Here is a 17,503-nt window from a genome sequence, read left to right on the forward strand (position 1 = left end):
CTTGCGCCAAAGCCGACGCGTCCGGAGCGGCGCGATCAGACAATTGGGAGGGAGACGAGGATGAACACTCAGATGACGGGCAAGGCCAGGCCGCGAGCGCGGCTTATGGCGGGGATTTCCAGTATGACTGTGGCCGCGCTGCTGACGCCGGCCGTGGCGCTGGCCCAGGCGGCCGCGCCGCCGGCGGATCAGCCGATCACCGACAACGCGGTCAGCGAGGTTGTGGTCACCGGCTACCGCGCGGCCCTGCGCAGCGCCATCGACACCAAGAAGAACTCGGACGTGATGCTCGACGCCATCAACGCCGAGGACATCGCAGACTTCCCCGACTCCAACCTGGCGGAGTCGCTGCAGCGCCTGCCGGGCATCTCGATCGACCGCGACAACGGCGAGGGCCGTACGATCAGCGTGCGCGGCCTGTCCGGCGACTTCAGCCGTGTGCGGATCAACAACATGGAGGCCCTGTCGACCGGCGCCTCCAACGACTCCGGCTCCAGCCCCAACCGCTCGCGTGCGTTCGACTTCAACGCCTTCGCCTCGGAGCTGTTCAGCTCGGTGCGGGTGCGCAAGTCGTCGTCCGCCGAGGCCGACGAAGGCTCGCTGGGCGCCACCGTCGACCTGATCACCGGGCGGCCGTTCGACTACAAGAAGGGCGCCTTCGCCCTGTCGGCCGAGGACAGCTATTACCAGAACGGCAAGAAGCACAGCCCGCGCATCACCGGCCTCGTCTCCAACCGCTGGTTCGATGGCCGCCTGGGCGTGCTGGCCTCGGCCGCCTACGCCAAGCGCACCTCCGAGGACGACACCTACGCCCGTGGCGGCGGCTCGTCGGACTATGTCTATCGCGGTTCGACCTGGACCGGCGACGAGCTGCCCGGGCGCGCCGGCTTCGCCGCGCCGACCGGCACGGTGTTCACGGCCCTGATCCCGACCACGCTGACGGGCTCGGCGCTGGACGCCTACAAGGCCAACCCCGCCAACTACTACAACCCGATCGCCAACCCGCTGGCCTATGCGGAGATGACGGGCTCGGACCCGGCCGCTTACGCCAAACTCTATCCGAACTGCGCGGCGACCAGCGGCCAGCCGGTGACGGGCCTGACCCCGACCTCGCCGGGCTGCAACGACAGCCAGATCCGCTTCCCGGCGCTGCCGTCGATCGCCCAGCGCGACGTCGAGACCGAGCGCCTGGGCCTGACCGGTTCGGTCCAGTTCGAGATCACCTCGCGCACCAAGCTGACGGTCGACGGCCTCTATTCGCGGTTCGAGAGCACCAGCACCAACTACCAGCTGTCGCCTGTGGGCCTGAACCGCAACAACACCAACGCCAGCTACCAGTACGGCGCCAACGTGCCGACCGCCACGGCTCGCGACGGCAGCGCCATGACCGACGCCCAGCGTCGCGCGCTGTACCCGGGCGGCTGCACCTTCACCGCCGAGACCGACCTCAATCCCGGCCAGGATTGCGGCCAGCAGCTGTACGGACAGACCCCGGTCAGCGGCTACACCTACAGCTTCAACCCCTACAACCTGGACCCGTACGAGTACTACACCAGCCCGTCCTCGCCGGGTTACGCGGGGCCCGCCTCCAGCCTGCCGTTCCGCGGCGACCTGATCGGCCGTCCGTCGGTGAAGCTGCTGGACGCCGAAGTGGTCGGCCAGAACGCCGAGTACCTGAAGCTGGGGAATGTCGACTGGCGCTCTGGCGCCGACCGCGGCGCCTACACCACCGATTTCCGCCAGGTGTCGGCCGAACTGACCCACGAGTTCAGCGACCGGCTCAAGGCGACCGCCTCCTACGGCGCCTCGCGGTCGGAGAACAAGAACACCGGCACCCTGGTCGAGTTCAACTACATGGACGCCCAGGAACCGTTCATCTTCGACGAGCGGGGCGCTTCGGGCATGCCGCGCTTCGACGCCGGCTTCGACGCCGCCGACCCCAACAAGTGGGGCATCGTCAAGGGCTTCTCGGGCATGCGCCACTACAAGCGCAACACCCTGAACACCTACAACGGCGGCAAGATCGACGTCTCCTACGAGCTGGACGACAACTGGACGATCAAGTTCGGCGTCACCAGCCGTGAGTACGAGTTCTCGACCGACCAGTACGAGCGCAACAACGACCTCCTGAACCCGACCGAGAAGGAAGCCGGCGTCACGGCCGCCTCGCTCGGCCAGGTCATCGAGTTCGGCCAGGGCCTGGACGTGCCGCAGGGCTCGACCACGCGTTTCTATGCGCCGAACCTGGAGGCGTTCAGCAGCGTCTTCGGCTTCGACTGCGACTGCATCAACAAGTACGGCGACTTCCGCATCACCCGGAAGCGCAACCGCTCGGCCTCGTTCGAGGTGGCCGAGAAGAACCTCGCCTACTACGCCCAGTTCGGTTTCAACTACGAGGTCTGGGGCGGTCGTCGCCTGTTCGGCAACTTCGGCGTCCGTCAGGCCGAGACCGAGGTCCAGTCCGTCGGCGAGACCACGGCCGGCCGTCCGATCCGCGGCGAGAACAAGTACACCGACACCCTGCCGTCCGGTAACCTGACCTGGGAAGCCTGGGACAACCTCTACATCCGTTTCGCGGCGGCCAAGGTCATGGCGCGCCCGCTGCTGGGCAACCTGTCGCCGGCCGTCACCGGCATCAGCATCCCGGGCGACGGCTCGGTCACCGGCGGCACGCTGACGGTCGGCAACCCGAAGCTCTCGCCGTTCCGCGGCAAGGCCTTCGACGTAGCCGCCGAATGGTACTTCACCGAAGGCGGCCTGATCAGCCTGGGCTATTTCCGCAAGGACATCGACTCCTACCCGCAGACGGTCTTCTACGAAGCGCCGCTGTCGGAGTTCCTGGACGCCGACGCCATCGCCCAGCTGCGCCTGCAGTTCCCGGGCGAGACCGGCGGCGATATCTTCCGCCGCGCCTATATCGACGCCGACAACGTGATGCTGGCTCGCCAGGTTCGCGACGCGCCCGGCGGCGTGCTGCAGGGCTGGGAGTTCAGCTACCAGCAGGACTTCACCTTCCTGCCCTGGTACTTCAAGAACCTCGGCGTCCAGTTCAACATGACCAAGCTCGACACCGAGCTGAAGTACATCCTGGACCCCGGCGCGGTGAACGCCACGACGGGCGCGGTGACCAAGGCGCCGGTCTACGGCACCGGCCCGTGGCTGGGCTCCTCGCCCAAGGGGATCAACTTCACGGTCTATTACGAGACCAAGAAGTTCAACGCCCGCGTCTCGATGGCCCAGCGCGACCAGTACTACACCAAGTATCCGATCGCCTCGGGCAACTGCGATCCGGGTCTGCAGGCCAACGGCTCGGCCTGCGACGGCCCCCTGATCAACGAGTTCGAAGGGGCCAAGTCGACGATGAACGTCGACTTCTCGATGCGCTACCAGCCGATGAAGCAGGTCAGCATCACCTTCGAGGCGCTGAACATCACCGACGAGAAGTCCGAGCGGTTCGTCTACAACGACCCGGTCATCCTCTCGTACGGCGGCAGCGGCCCCAACTACCGGATCGGCGTGCGCTACAAGTACTAGAGCGCGCCAACGAGACTGGTCGCCGCGCCCCTCCGCGCGGCGGCCAACCCCTTCGGCTTTCCCCAGGGCTCGAAGGCGGCCTCGGCGGAGGATCGTCGCGGTCCTCCGCCTCTTCTTTGTTTCAGTCGGCCTGGAGTTGGGCGATGACGATGCGTGACCTGATGGTGGACCGCCGCTCGATGCTGGCGAGCGCGGGAGCGGCCATGCTGGCGCCGGCCGCGGCGCGGGCGGCCGCGCCCGATTTCGCCGCGCTCGGCTGGGCCAGCGCCAGGGGCGGGGAGGGCGGACGGGTCCTGCGCGTCACGACGCTGGCGGCCGACGGGCCCGGCTCGTTCCGTGCGGCCGTCGAGGCCTCGGGGCCGCGCAAGGTGGTGTTCGACGTGGCCGGCGTCATCGATCTTGGCCGCAAGAGCATCAGGATCCGCGAGCCATTCCTGACCGTGGCCGGCGAGACCGCGCCGTCGCCGGGGATCACCTTCATCCGGGGCGGCATCGAGGTGCAGAGCCACGACGTCGTGCTGCGCCATCTGCGGGTGCGGGCCGGCCGGGACGGCGCGCCCGATCGCAGCGGCTGGGAGGTCGACGGCGTCACCTGCTGGAAGGCCCGCGACGTCATCGTCGACCACTGCTCGATCGCCTGGGCCACCGACGAGAACCTGTCGGCCTCCGGGCCGCGCTTCGACGGCGGCGACACGGTGGAGGCCTGGCGCGAGGGGACCTCGCACCGGATCACCTTCAGCAACAACATCGTCTCAGAGGGTCTCTCCCACGCCAGCCACGTGAAGGGCGAGCATTCCAAGGGCACGCTGATTCACGACAACGCGACGCAGGTGCTGATCGCCGGGAACCTCTATGCCCACAACCTCGAGCGCAACCAGCTGTTCAAGGGCGCGGTGAGCGCCGTTTCGGTCAACAACCTGGTCTACGATCCCGGCACGCGGGCCATGCACTACGCGCTGAACGCGCCTGAATGGGAGGGGCGGGCCTGGCAGACGGGGCAGCTGGCGCTGGTGGGCAACGTCGTGCGCGGCGGGGCCTCGACCCGGCCGGACCTGCCTTTCCTGATCGTCGAAGGGCAGGGGGATCTGGATCTCTTCGCCCGCGACAATCTCGCGGCCTATGCCGGGGGCGGCGCGATGCCGGGCTTGCGCGTGCTGCCGACGACGCCCTTGCCGCGGGTGCGCGAGCTGTCGGCCGCGCCCCTTTGGCCTAGGGGGCTGAAGGCCCTGCCTGCCTCGGCGGTCGAGCGCCACGTGTTGGCGACGGCGGGCGCGCGCCCCTGGGACCGCGACGCCGTGGACCTCCGCGTTCTGCGCCAGGTGAAAGACGGAACCGGTCGGGTGATCGACGACGAGGCCGAGGTCGGCGGCTACGCGACGGCCGGTCGGGCCAAGGCCTGACATCTCGATTCGGCCTTTTTCCGCCGCTTTCAGAAAAACATCGATCACTTGTAGGAGTTTTTAAGGCTGCCTCAGGTGGCCATACCGCTCGCTCGGGCCAAGGCGCCTGAGCGAGCGTTGTTCGTTGTTTCACCGAAGGTTTTGAGCTTTCGAGCGGTTTTGCGCGATGCGCATGTCAACGTTGTCATCGTTCGACATTTGGCGACGAGCTTGTCGCATTGATCATAACAATAACTTGTCTGAGTATCTCGGGTATGCAACAAAGTGGTCAGGCCAAATATGGCATGGGCTGACGGCATCGACCGTCGGCGAGGGCGGGAGGAAACGATGATCACGACAAGACCGGCCGGCGCATAGCGACGGCCCGGACCCGCCGCGAGGGAGGGCCGGGCGACGTCGCCGATTGCAGTCCATGAGCCTGGCGGGCGGCCAAAAGACGCCCCCCGCGAGAATAAGAAGACTTTGGGAGAGGAAGTAATGAAGCGCTTCAGCGCGCGCGGCCGCACGGCCGCGGCCGTGTCGATCATCGCCTTGAGCGCGGCCGTCTGGCCGGTCCAGCATGCCGTCGCACAATCCGAAACCGTCAAGACATCCGGCTCGGTCGAGTCTCCGACCGAGGTCGAGGCCATCGTCGTCGGGGCCCGCGCCTCGCAGCAGTCGTCGATCGCGCGCAAGAAGCGCAGCGCGACGGCCCAGGACTCCATCGTCGCCGACGACGTCGGCTCGTTCCCCGACAGCAACGTCAACGAGGCCATGTCGCGCATCGCCGGCGTGGCGATCGAGCGCAACGGCTTCGGCGAAGGCGACGGCGTCTCGATCCGCGGCAACGGCGCGGACCTGACCCGCGTCGAACTGGACGGCATGGGCGTGGCCGCCTCGGGTTTCAGCCTCGCCGTCGGCGGCGGCGACGGCCGCGCGGCCGACCTTCGCGAGTTCCCGGCCGAGATGATCAAGAGCCTGGACGTCATCAAGGGCCAGACGGCCGACATGACCCCGGGCGGCCTGGGCGCCACCGTCCAGATCCAGACCCGCACGGGCCTGGACTTCAAGAAGCCCTACCTGTCGATCCGCGGCGCGGCCGCCGGCAACACCCTGTCGCGCAAGGCCTCGCCCGAACTGGGCCTGGTGGCCTCGCGCAAGTTTCTCGACGACCGCCTCGGGGTCATCGGCAACATCAGCTACAGCAAGCGCCTGAACGACAGCCACGCGCTGAACAACGGCGGCTCGAACAACGCCCAGGGCTACACCCGCTTCGCCGACTTCGACAATTCGCCGGACAAGACCTTCACCTACAACCCGGCCACGGCCAACGGCGTCGGCGCCAACGATCCGATCGCCTCGTGGGCCATGGTCGGGGGCGGGACCTTCAACGCCCCGACGCCGCTGGACATCTACACCAAGTCGGCGGCGGCCAAGACCAAGGCCGAGTGCCTGACCGCGTTTCCGACGCTGACCGACGCCCAGCTGGGCACGATCGTGGCCGGCAGCAACAGCGCCAACCGCCAGGCCGCCCAGGCCGCGCAGATCAACGCTCAGATCAGCTGTCTCAACCAGTGGAACGACTACGCGCCCAACCTGGTGCGCGACCAGAACCTGACCCAGTACGAAGACCGCCTGTCCTGGGACCTGCGCTTCGACTACCGGGTGACCGACGACCTGACGGTCTTCGCCAAGTACCAGGTCGCCAACCGCGAGCAGAACGAGAACAACCGCCAGCGCACCCGCGGCGGCATCACCTCGCTTTACGCCGCCTCGCAGAACCAGACGGCGACCTCGCTGCTCACCAACACCTTCTATCCGGCCGGCACGGCCAACGTGCTCTCCGCGATCCCGGGCGGCGGCTTCTACATCTACAACCAGGGCATGCCGACGGCGCCGTTCACGATCGACACGACGCCGGGCTCGACCGTCACCAACAACTCGTTCCCGCTGATGGGCGTGGCGGCCAACATCGTGCCGGGGTCCATCCAGATGGACGGCAACCACCACCTGACCCAGTTCGACATCACCAACGCCGCGCTGGGCATCGACCAGATCCAGAACGACCAGATCTGGAAGACGAACTACATCTCCGGCGGCGCCAACTACAACCGCGGCCCGCTGACCATGGACCTGCTGTTCGGCCGCAACGAGAGCGACTATTCGCGGACCGACCTGCGGTTCTCGCGCAGCTACACCTACGGCAACGCCACCATGCGCGCGCTGGAGAACGGGATCTGGACGATCGACATGCCGTCGTCGTTCGATGACACCGACATGCGCAACTACGCCCAGCTGAACGTGCCGACCGCGGTGGGCCAGCCGGCCTATTCGAACGCCTACCGTCTGGTTTTCAACCCGCGGAAGGTTGAGAGCGCCGAAGACCAGCTGAAGTTCGACGTCACCTACCTGCCCGACATGCCGCTGTTCACGCGCTTCAAGGCGGGCATCCTCTATCGCAAGGGCACGGCCAATTCGTGGGGCGGCGGCGGCTACTCGCCCGACCCCGGCGTCTTCGTGCCGACCCTGACCCTGCGCGGCGACGTGCGGGCCTGCGCGAACGTGGCGTCGACGCTGCCGGCCAACGCCTGCGCCTACGGCTACGTCCCCAACGCGACCACCGGCGTCAACTTCCTGTACGGCCTGGAGACCCTGACCCAGGCCCAGCTGATCGACATCTTCCAGAGCTCGATCGAGCACAACTCTGGCAAGTTCATGCCGGGTTACAAGGGCGTTTCGGGCCTGGAGCTGTGGGACAGCATCGACGTCAAGAAGGCCTTCTCGCAGATGGCCGGCGCCGTGAACTACAACTTCGACTGCCTCAAGGAGTGCAAGGCCAGCGACGGCAACGTCTACAAGCAGCCGTTCAACGAGACCGAGGAGACGATGAGCTCCTGGTACTGGATGGCCGACCTGGCCCACGACCTGCCGTTCGGCATGGAGTTCCGCGGCAACCTGGGCACCCGGATGTTCAAGTCCGAGGTCGAGGGCTCGGGCTACGTGACCCTGGCCACCACCTTCAAGACGCCGGCCTTCGATCCCAACAACCCCAACCTGGCCGCCGGCATCGTCACGACCAATCGCGTTCGGCCGGTGTCGATCAACAAGAGCTACACCGGCTGGCTGCCGTCGTACAACGCGGCCCTCTGGGCGATCCCCGACAAGGTCGTGCTGCGCTACAGCTGGGCCAAGACCATCGCCCCGCCGGCCATGAAGTACCTGTGGCCGGGCGGCACCTGCACCTACGACGAGCGCCGGGTCGGCGTCAGCGACGCCGACGGTTCGGAGCAGGACATGACCTGCGGCACCTTCGGCAACGCCAATCTGAAGCCGTACCAGGCGACCAAGAACAACACGAGCCTGGAGTGGTATCCCAACCGCGACACCTCGTTCAGCCTGGCCTACTACCGCCAGAAGGTGCGGGTCGGCGGGCCGCTGGCCGTGCCGGTCAAGAACGCCAACGTCTTCGAAGGCACCGACATCGAGATTCCGGGCACCGGCGGCAAGAAGTTCTCGGACTACGAGTTCGGCATGACCACCTACGAGAACGGCCCCGGCTACGTGCAGTCGGGCTGGGAGTTCGTGGCCAAGACCGCCTTCACCTACCTGCCGTGGAAGCTCAGCAAGACCGGCATGGACTTCAACATCTCGACCACAAAGTCGGGCACGGCGATCACCTACATGGACCCGCTGACCGCCGAGGCGCTCGATCCGCAAGGGCAGTCGAAGTACTTCGCCAACCTGGTGTTCTGGTATGACGACGGCGTCACCAAGGCCCGCATCGCCTACCAGGCCCGCGACCGGGTGCTGACCTGCATCTCGCCGTGCGGCAACACCAGCGCCTCGCCGGTGGCCAATGCGCCCAACACCAACATCGGCAACTACGTGCGCTTCCCGTACAATCCGAGCGAGCCCTACTACTCGGAGAAGTACGAATACCTGGACGCCAAGATCTCGCGGCGGATCAACAAGAACCTCGAGATCTATCTGGAAGGCCGCAACCTGCTGCAGGCCGCCCGCCTGTCGGTGGGCTCGGACGACCGCGGCTTCGAAGGTCGCGCCAATCCCTGGTCGGTCCAGTACGGCGGCTCGCGCTTCGCCCTCGGCTTCACCTACCGGAACTAGACTCTCCATCCGGTTGGCGACTGGCCCTCCCCTGGAAACAGGGGAGGGCCTTTTGCTTTGTGGGCGCCGCCCCCTCAGGGCTGCGTCCCGCAGAGAAGGAGGATTTATCGGCGTCGCCGTGCGTCCTTCGAGGCTCGCCTTCAGCTCGCACCTCAGGATGAGGCAGTCGTGCACCAGCGTCCTCATCCTGAGGCGCCCGCGCAGCGGGCCTCGAAGGACGCACGGCTTTTCGGCCTCGCGCTTTCGCTGCGATGGTAAGTGGAGAGGGCGAGGGGCGTCCGGGCTTCGCCCGGATGTGTGAGTTTCAATTACCGTTTCGACGAAGCTTAGACGCCCCGCGCGATCGTTATTCCTCAGGCCGGGGCGCGCAGGCCTCTTCCGCCTTGTGCCCCTTCCCCACGCAGAGCTCCCCGTTTCTTGACGGCCAGGAGTGCGTGCTAGGCGCGGACCCTTGGGCGGGCGGGAGCCTAGTCAGGCAAGCTCCCGATGGATGGGTTTACGTCCCCCATCCTCATTTAAGCCTTCAGGCCCGGCTCACGCCGCTCCTTCAGCCCCGCTCGATCGCATCCGCGTCGCACGCTTCGGGCCGGATCCTTGCGCCCTCTCCCTGCGACGGGATGAAGTGATTATGCGGGCGGTCTGGATCCGTCTGATCCAGCACCGTGAGAAAGTTGCAAGAAGTTGAGATCGTTCAGGTCTTTTCGCTGAACGCAGAGGATCGACGGGGCTGGATCCCCGTCGGGTCGTCTTCTCCCTTCCCCCTCGATGTGGGAGGGGCCGGGGTTGGGGGTGGCTGCGGCGGTCGGTCCTGATGCGGCGGTGGAGGCGGAACGGCCGCGTCACCCCCATCCCAACCCTTCCCCCATCAAGGGGGAAGGGCTTTGGCCACCGCCTCGAAAGCTGAAAAACGCCCCCCTCCGGGCCACCTCCTCCGGAGGGGGAGGATCTTACGGTCCCGCCGCGTAGATCGGGGGCGGCAGGGGCGGGGTGGGGGAGGCGGGGTGGCGGCCGGTGATCTTCAGGTCGTCGAAATAGGGCATGCTGAGCGCCGCGCCGTTCGGGCCGGCCATCAGTCCCGCCATGCCGGAGGGATAGAGGGTGTCGGTCGCGGACAGGACGGGCTTGCCGTCGACGAGGCCGGTGATCGTCTCGCTTTCGAAGCGCAGTTCCAGGCGTCGCCACTGGCCGGGCGCGACGCCGGCCAGGCGGGTCTGGGCCAGAAGCTTCTCGCCGCCTTCGCCCGTGTCGCCGCCGGCCTTGATGATCGCCTGCTGCTCGGCGTCGCCGACCAGCTTCTTCTTGTCGATCTTGCCGCGCGCGACCACCAGGCGCGCCTCGCCGTCGGCGGCCAGTTCGAGATAGTAGCCCTTGGGGATCACGCCGTAGCCCGTGCCGACCTGGGCGATGCGGCCCATGACGGCGGCGCGTTCGCCGGCCGCCAGCCGCACGTCGACGGCGACGGCGTAGTCGCGCCAGGCCCCGTCGCCGAGGATCGTGTAGGGCTTCCAGTCCGGCGCCCAGGACAGCGTCGGGACCGGAGCGGCCTGGCGCAGGCAGGTTCCCTCGCGCGCCGGGCATCTGGCCAGCTCGAAGGCGCCGGAGATGTCGGCCAGGTAGCGCGGCTGCCAGCCCCGGGTCTGGGGCGCACCGTAACCCTCGAAGGTTTCGGCATAGGGAAAGGGGAACGCGCGCTTGGGCGGCACGGCGCCGAAGCCGCCCTTGGTCTGGCCCCGCGTGGTGGTCAGCGAATAGACCGCGTTCGGCTCGAGCGTCACGGTCAGAACGCCGTCCTTCAGGGCCAGGTCCGGCTGGCGGGCGAAGTGCTCGCGTTCGGTGCTGCGCCAGACGGCGAGGTCGCGGGTCGACAGGCCCCCGGCCACCGACAGCCGCAGGATCTGCGGCTCGCTCGCGCCGCGCGTCTCGACGATGACGCTGTAGTCGTCGCCCGGCGATTTCAGGGTGACGAACGAGCCGCCGCCCGACAGCTCGCCGCTAGCGCCGGCCAGGTAGGTCCAGCCGACCTGCGTGAACTGGCCGTAGTGGGCGTAGCCCCAGAGCGCGGGGTTGATCGCGTAGTGGCCGCTCCAGGGCCAGTTGGCGCGGATGGCGGCTTCCTTTTCGCCGGAATAGGGCTGGGTCTCGTAGACGCCGGCGATGCCGTACCAGTTGACGACCTTGGTGAAGCCGCTGCGGACGTAGTTGTCGTTGAAGGCCTCGACCAGGCCGATCAGCGCCGAATAGCCAGGCTCGTAGACGTGCTGCTCGGTGTTCCACATCGGCTTGCCCATCGCGGCGGCCTTGGCCTGGATCTCGGCCGGGACGAACGACTTGGGCGCGTTGTTGTGGGCGCTGACGATGTCGACGGCGTCGCGCAGGTCCTTGTCGGTCGCCATGTCGTCGACGAACTTGAACTTCCATGGATCGGGCCAGTTGTCGAAGCCGTGCAGCTTGACCGAGGGGAAGCCGTTGTCGTTCAGCGTGCGGCGGAAGCTCTTGGCGAAGTCGTAGCTGGCGCCCTTTTCGTTGCGCGGGCCGATGGCGTCGAGCGTCAGGCCGTGCACGTCGCGCAGGCCTTTCAGCCAGCTGACGTAGTAGGCCTCCATGTCCTGCGAATAGAACGGCTGGTCGAGGCGGTAGTCCTTGCCGGTGCTCTGGTCGTAGACCTTGCCGGACGAGCCGATCCATCCGGGCGCGCTCCAGGCCGCGCCGTCGAGGGAGAGGCGGGGGTTGCGCTTCCTCGCCTCGACCATCTCCCACCACATGTAGCCGCGCCGGTAGTCGAGGTCGTCGCGCGCGTGCATGTGGCTGGGGATGGACCCTTGCGTCGAGTTGCCGTCGCCGGGGATCTCGACATAGAGGGCGCCGACCGAGGCGCCGAAGTTCGGCTTGAACAGCAGGTCGAGGATCTGGCCGCGCTGGGGCTCGGGGTAGTCCTTCAGCAGGACGCCGGTCGCCCCGCCGCCCTCGACCACGCCGATCCCGTCGAAGCGCTTGCCGCCGGCCTGGCCGTCGAGGCGGACCTCGCGGATCTCGGCGGCCTGGGCGGCGCCGGCCAGGACGGCGAGCGCCGCGCCCAGCATCAGGGGGCGTGGCGAAGGGGTGCGGCGTGCCATGATCGCGAGCGCCTCCCAGCGCCTTCCATTGGTCTGACCAAGATGGTTTCACGCATCCTAGCGTCGACGCGTGCGGGAGGGGAAGGGACTGGTCGTATAAATCAAAACCCTTTGTGAAATATGGAGATACTCTCGTTTTGGATGGTAGCGGTAATAGCCCCTGGGTTGTGAAAATTGGTCAGGCCGCTATTGCATCGAACGATGTTTGCCGCTAGAGAAGGAGGGTGTTCGGCGTCTGCGAGCCGACCGCAAACTTCATAGTTCCCCTCCAGGCCGACCACGACGACGGGTCGGCCTTTTTTTGCGCGGTGTCGTGGCCCTGCACCGTCAGTCCCGCCGGGGGTCAGGAACATTCACCGCTATTGGCGATCCAAGCCGAAGTGGACGGATTTCGTGGTTGTTGGGCGCGGGGCGGGACTGCAGCTCGCGTGCTCACACCTATCGTTGCGCGATGCACACGTCGAGCGCTCTCAAGAGCTATGATCGCCAGGAGCGGGTCTCGACTTGATTTCGAACCCGGATATTGGAATTCGCCCTTCACTGATCGCCTCGACTATCGACAGTGCTCTGAGATCGTCGGAAGACATCGCCATGTGAGAATTCTGCGCACGCACGACTGCGGCGAGCTCTGCATCCATGATCCTTGCCCGCTCGTCTCTTACTTGGTCGCGCCAAGCATCGATTTCCGCAGCTGTATGGGCGTAGCGGTAGTCTCGCATGACTTGGTGGCCAGCCTCGTTCAAGGAGGGCAGTAGGAAATTGCCTTCCATGACGATCACGTCGTCCACGACCTGCTTGGTGTTGCCCACGTGGCCATGGGCTATCTGATTTCGCATTGAAGCGAGACGATCCAAAGCCTTCATGGCTCTGCGAATTTCAGCAAGTTCAGCATCGAGGAAGCGGCGCTTGTATCGGGTCAGTGCAGACAGCAGCATCTTGCTGCGCGCCGACCGCGAAGACCCGACATAGGTCTCAAAAGTGGTGGGCTCGCTTTTCGCGCACAACCGATGGAAGACTCCCATGAGCACGTCCTCAGACGCTTCCCACCAACTTAGAGCCAATCCCACCGAGAGATAAATTTCTGCGGGAGTCGCCGAGCCTATGCGAGGTGCGGAAGGAGCCATCTTGCTCTCCTGGTAGAGGTTGGCGTCAGCATAGAGCGCAGTGGCGAGAAAGTGACGACAAGAAGAGGCGTCTCAGCGGCAGAGCGTCTTGGAGTCCACCTGCTCGGATGGGGCGACGATCCCCGACAGGTCGATATTCCGGGCCTTGGCCGTGCGGTCCATGATCCCGCCGCCGCCGGGCAAGGCTTGCGCCTCGGCGTAGGCCGGATCCTTCTGGGCCGCTTCGAGAGTGACGTAGCGGGCGCCGGCGGCGTCGAGGCGGTCGAGCACCTCGGGCAGCATGTGCGCCGACCAGCCGCCGATGTGGGTCAGCAGCACCTGCGGGATCATCCGGCCGTAGACCCTTTGAGAGACGGCCCGCATGCGGGCGACGCCGTCGTCGACGCCGCGCAGGTATTGGTCCTCCATCGTCCTGATGGCGGCCTGGTCGTTCCTGGCCACGCAGCGGGCGTAGGCGTCGCTGTAGCTCCAGTCGCTGAACGAGAAGGTGACGTGGGCGACCTTGTAGCCGTGGGCGGCGAGGTAGGCGGCCGCGCCGTCGTGGCGCTCGGGGCGCGTGCCGGCCGTCAGGTTGGGAAACCTCAGATACCGCCAGTCCTGGCCCTTCATCCGCTCGGCCACGGCCGGCTGGCCGGCTTCCAGGTCGGCGATCCAGGCCTCCAGCGTGTCGGCCTTTTCGAGATTGAGGTGGGTAGCGGTGTGGTTGCCGAGCGGGTGGCCGGCCGCGCGCCAGGCGTCGAGCACGGCGTTGGTTTCGGCGTCGGTCGCCTTGGCCGCGTTGACGAAGCCGAAGGCCTCGGCGACGCCGTGGGCCTTGAAGGTCTCGATGTGCGAGCGGGCGATCGACAGGCGGGTCATGCCCGGCGGCAGGGCGCCGTGGACGGGCAGGTCGTCGACGGTGACGGCGACGTCGAAGCCTTGCGCCGACGCCGTAGCGGGGAGGGCGACGGTCAGCATCAGGACCAGGGCGGCGGTGCGGCGCATGGCGGCTTCCTCAGCGTTTGCGGGCGGGCGAGACCAGCAGGTTCAGCGGCACGGCCGAACCTAGGGCCTGATAGCCGGCCGGCGACGGATGCAGTTTGTCGCCGGAGTCGTAGGCGGGCAGAAGCCGCGAGGGATCGGCCGGATCGGCGGCGACCTTGTCGAAATCGACGACGGCGTCGAACACGCCGGCCGTGCGGATCCACTGGTTGACGGCGCGGCGGTCGGCGTCGGCGTCCGCGTCGGAGCGATAGGTCTTGGTGCCGCCGAACGGCAGGATGGTGGCGCCGATCACCCGCACGTTCCGGGCGTGGGCGCGCTCGACCAACTGGCGGTAGCCGGCGGCCAGGCCCTCGACGACGGCCTGGCGCTTTTCGGCCGTGACCTCGCCCTCGCGCGACAGCGTGCCGATGTCGTTGACGCCGATCAGCACGATCACCGTGGTCAGGCCCGGCAGGGACAGCACGTCGCGGTCGAAGCGGGCCAGGCCATTGGGGCCGTTGCCGTCCTTCAGCAGGCGGTTGCCGCCGATGCCGGCGTTGACCACGCCGATATGGCGGGTCTTCGGATCGGCCTGCAGGCGCTGGGCCAGGACGTCGGGCCAGCGCTCGTAGCGGTCGACGCCGGCGCCGCTGCCGTCGGTGATGGAATCGCCGAAGGTCGCCACCGTCTCCACGGCCGGACCCGACACGTCGACGGCGGCGATCTGGGTCCACTGGATCAGCGTCGTCGCGCCCGGCAGGTCGGCGGCGCTGGCCTGGTCGCCGGACGCGACATAGGCCGTGGTGCGGGCGGCGCGGTGGACGGTGAAGGTCTTGGGCGCGTCCTTCATGTGCAGGCTGACGGCCAGGGGCTGCAGGGCGGGCGAGGGCAGGTCGATCGGATCGGACAGGAAGATCGCGCCCGGCGGGATGGTCACGCCCGGCTTGCCGTCGAAGGTGATCGCCCGGTCGCTGCCGGCGACGATCGCCGCGCTGCCCGCCCCGACCGAATGGGCCAGGTGGGCGCCCTCGATGCGAAGCGGCGCGGTCCCCAGCGCGTTGGTGAAGCGCAGGCGAAGGCGTTGGCCTCCCGACGACAGCCGCATGACCTGGCGGATGGTGAAGTCGCCGCCGTCGGCGGGCAGGCCCTTCATCTCGTCCAGAGGCACGACCGCCGTCGACCAGCTGGCGGCCCAGCGGTCGGCGGCCTGGACGGGCAGGGCCAGCACGAGGGCAAGGGCGGCGCCGGTCAGGGCGCGGACGGCGGGCGTCACGAGGTCTTGCCGGCGTAGTAGCGGCGCAGGGTCTCGAAGGCGAGCTTGCGGCGGCCCTCGTTGCTGACCAGGCCCTTACGGTTCCAGTAGTCCTGGTAGCGGGCGTGCCAGCGACGCGGCGAGCGGAAGTCCTTCAGCACCCACGGACTGACGCCGACGAAGCCGTCGCGGTCGAGCAGGGCCAGGGTCTCCTCGAATACCCAGGCCTGGTACTCCTCGGTCCAGCGGTTCTCCTTCGGGCCGCGCTCGCCGTAGAGGGCGTCGGCGCCGAACTCGCTCATCATCATCGGCTTGTCGTGCGGATTGGAGAACCGCACGGTCTTGGCCTGGTCGGGCGTGCGCGGCCCGTACCAGCCCTCGTACTGGTTGATGGCCACCACATCGAGGTCGGGCGCCAGCGGGTCGTCGACCACGAACTGGTTCTGGCCGGCCTTGGCGCCGCCGACGTCGATGTTCTTGTTCAGGGCCGCGGTCAGCAGGCGGGTGGGGTCGAGGCGGCGGATGTCGGCGACCACGTGGCGCAGGAAGGTGGTGCGGGCCTGGTGGGTCGGCGTCTCGTTGGCCACCGACCAGAAGGCGACGCTGGCGCGGTTGCGGTCGCGGACCACCATCTCGGCGGCCATGGCGCGGGCCAGGGTGAGGGTCTTGGGGCTCTCGTAGGCGACGTCGTCCCAGTAGACGGGGATCTCCGACCAGACCAGCAGGCCGATCTCGTCGCAAAGGCGCACGGTGCTTTCCGTGTGCGGATAGTGCGCCAGGCGGACCATGTCGCAGCCCAGGGCCTTGGCCTCTTCCAGCAGGGCGCGGGCCTCGGGCGGGGTCATGACGCGGCCGCCCTGGGCGCCCAGCGGCTCTTCGTGCAGGGCGATGCCGCGGATGAAGCGCGGCTTGCCGTTGACCAGGATCTGGCGGCCGCGGGCCTCCAGCGTGCGGAAGCCGACGCGCTCTCGGCGCACGTCCTCGCCGGCCTTGAAGGTGACGTCGTACAGCGTCGGCGTTTCCGGCGACCACAGCTTCAGCCCGCGCGGGGGTTTGGCCGACAGGCGGGCGCGGCCGTCGGGGCCGGTCTTGCCGGTCAGCGTCAGGTTCAGGCCGGCGATGGCGACCGAGACCTCCAGGCCGGCGGCGGCCGGGCCGTCGGCGCGCAGGTCGGCGACGATCTGGCCGGCTTCCAGCCGCAGGAAGGCGTCGCGCAGGAAGGTGGCGGGCGTCTCGACCAGCCAGACCGAGCGGGTGATGCCGCCGTAGTTCTTCCAGTCGAAGTCGAGCGAGGGCAGGGTCTCGGGGCCAACGCGGTCGTCGACGCGCAGCACCACGACATTCTCGCCGGCCTTCAGCTTGCCGGTGACCTCGAAGACGAAGGGCGTGAAGCCGCCTTCGTGGCGGCCGATCTCCTGGCCGTTCAGCCAGACGACGGCGTCGTAGTTCACGGCCTCGAAGCTGAGGAAGCGGCGGCCGCCCGTATCGGCCGGGGCCTGGAAGCGGCGATGGAAGTAGATCGGGCCGTCGTACCATTCCAGCGACGGATCGCGGGTGTTCCAGTCGCCGGGGATTTCCATGCGCGGCGAGGCGCCCCAGTCGTACTCGACGACGGGGCCGCCGGGCTTCTGGGCCTCGTCCAGCCAGAAGGCGCGGCGGGCGTTGGGCTTGCGGAAGGCGGAGTCGTTCTGGTCGAGGATGTAGGCCCACAGGCCGTCCAGCGTGGTGCGCGGGCGGTCGTGCTGGGCGAACAGCAGCAGCGGCTCGTCACCGGCGGCGAGGGGCGGGGAGGCGGCCTTGCCCTGAGCTTTTTCCTGGGCCTGGACCTGCGCGGCGACGGCGGCGCTGGCGGTCAGGGCGGCTCCAGCCAGGAGCTGGCGACGGCTGGGCGTCATGGCGGCTTTCTCCCTAAATCGTACTTGCCTCTCTCCTAGAGGGTTTGGTCAAGTTTGGCCAGGGCGCATGGTCAGGCCGCTATTGCAATCGGTATGACCAATCTCTATGTGCACTCCC

General features: G+C 67.6%; 8 protein-coding genes. 3 read left to right on the forward strand and 5 right to left on the reverse strand.

Annotation, left to right across the window (positions count from 1 at the left end; genetic code table 11):
* Positions 1 to 123: 123 nt before the first annotated feature.
* From C1707_RS15920 to C1707_RS15930, 3 genes are all read left to right on the forward strand, one after another.
* Positions 124 to 3,534, forward strand: coding sequence for a TonB-dependent receptor domain-containing protein (locus C1707_RS15920; RefSeq protein ID WP_240633719.1), 3,411 nt, complete (start codon positions 124 to 126; stop codon positions 3,532 to 3,534).
* 143 nt (positions 3,535 to 3,677) lie between these two features.
* Entirely contained in the window at positions 3,678 to 4,934 is a 1,257-nt protein-coding gene (locus tag C1707_RS15925) for a pectate lyase family protein (protein WP_101713489.1), read from the forward strand.
* A gap of 477 nt (positions 4,935 to 5,411) precedes the next feature.
* Positions 5,412 to 9,038: a TonB-dependent receptor gene (locus tag C1707_RS15930; RefSeq protein ID WP_101713488.1), complete on the forward strand. Its 3,627-nt coding sequence runs from the start codon at positions 5,412 to 5,414 to the stop codon at positions 9,036 to 9,038.
* 947 nt (positions 9,039 to 9,985) lie between these two features.
* Here C1707_RS15930 and C1707_RS15940 read toward each other — a convergent pair.
* The 5 genes from C1707_RS15940 to C1707_RS15960 form a co-directional block, all read right to left on the reverse strand.
* The gene (locus C1707_RS15940; protein WP_101715896.1) at positions 9,986 to 12,151 is read right to left on the reverse strand and encodes a galactocerebrosidase; all 2,166 of its coding nucleotides are present in this window, start codon (positions 12,149 to 12,151) and stop codon (positions 9,986 to 9,988) included.
* A gap of 470 nt (positions 12,152 to 12,621) precedes the next feature.
* Positions 12,622 to 13,275, reverse strand: coding sequence for a hypothetical protein (locus tag C1707_RS26205; protein ID WP_145998504.1), 654 nt, complete (start codon positions 13,273 to 13,275; stop codon positions 12,622 to 12,624).
* Positions 13,276 to 13,347: 72 nt separating this feature from the next.
* The gene (locus C1707_RS15950) at positions 13,348 to 14,259 is read right to left on the reverse strand and encodes a polysaccharide deacetylase family protein (RefSeq protein WP_101715898.1); all 912 of its coding nucleotides are present in this window, start codon (positions 14,257 to 14,259) and stop codon (positions 13,348 to 13,350) included.
* A 10-nt stretch (positions 14,260 to 14,269) separates the two neighbouring features.
* Entirely contained in the window at positions 14,270 to 15,511 is a 1,242-nt protein-coding gene (locus tag C1707_RS15955; RefSeq protein WP_101715899.1) for an SGNH/GDSL hydrolase family protein, read from the reverse strand.
* The gene (locus C1707_RS15960) at positions 15,508 to 17,385 is read right to left on the reverse strand and encodes a glycoside hydrolase family 2 protein (protein ID WP_101715900.1); all 1,878 of its coding nucleotides are present in this window, start codon (positions 17,383 to 17,385) and stop codon (positions 15,508 to 15,510) included. Before C1707_RS15960 ends, C1707_RS15955 begins: the two co-directional genes overlap by 4 nt.
* Positions 17,386 to 17,503 lie beyond the last annotated feature (118 nt).

Origin of the sequence: Caulobacter flavus (assembly GCF_003722335.1) — a bacterium.
GTDB lineage: Bacteria > Pseudomonadota > Alphaproteobacteria > Caulobacterales > Caulobacteraceae > Caulobacter > Caulobacter flavus.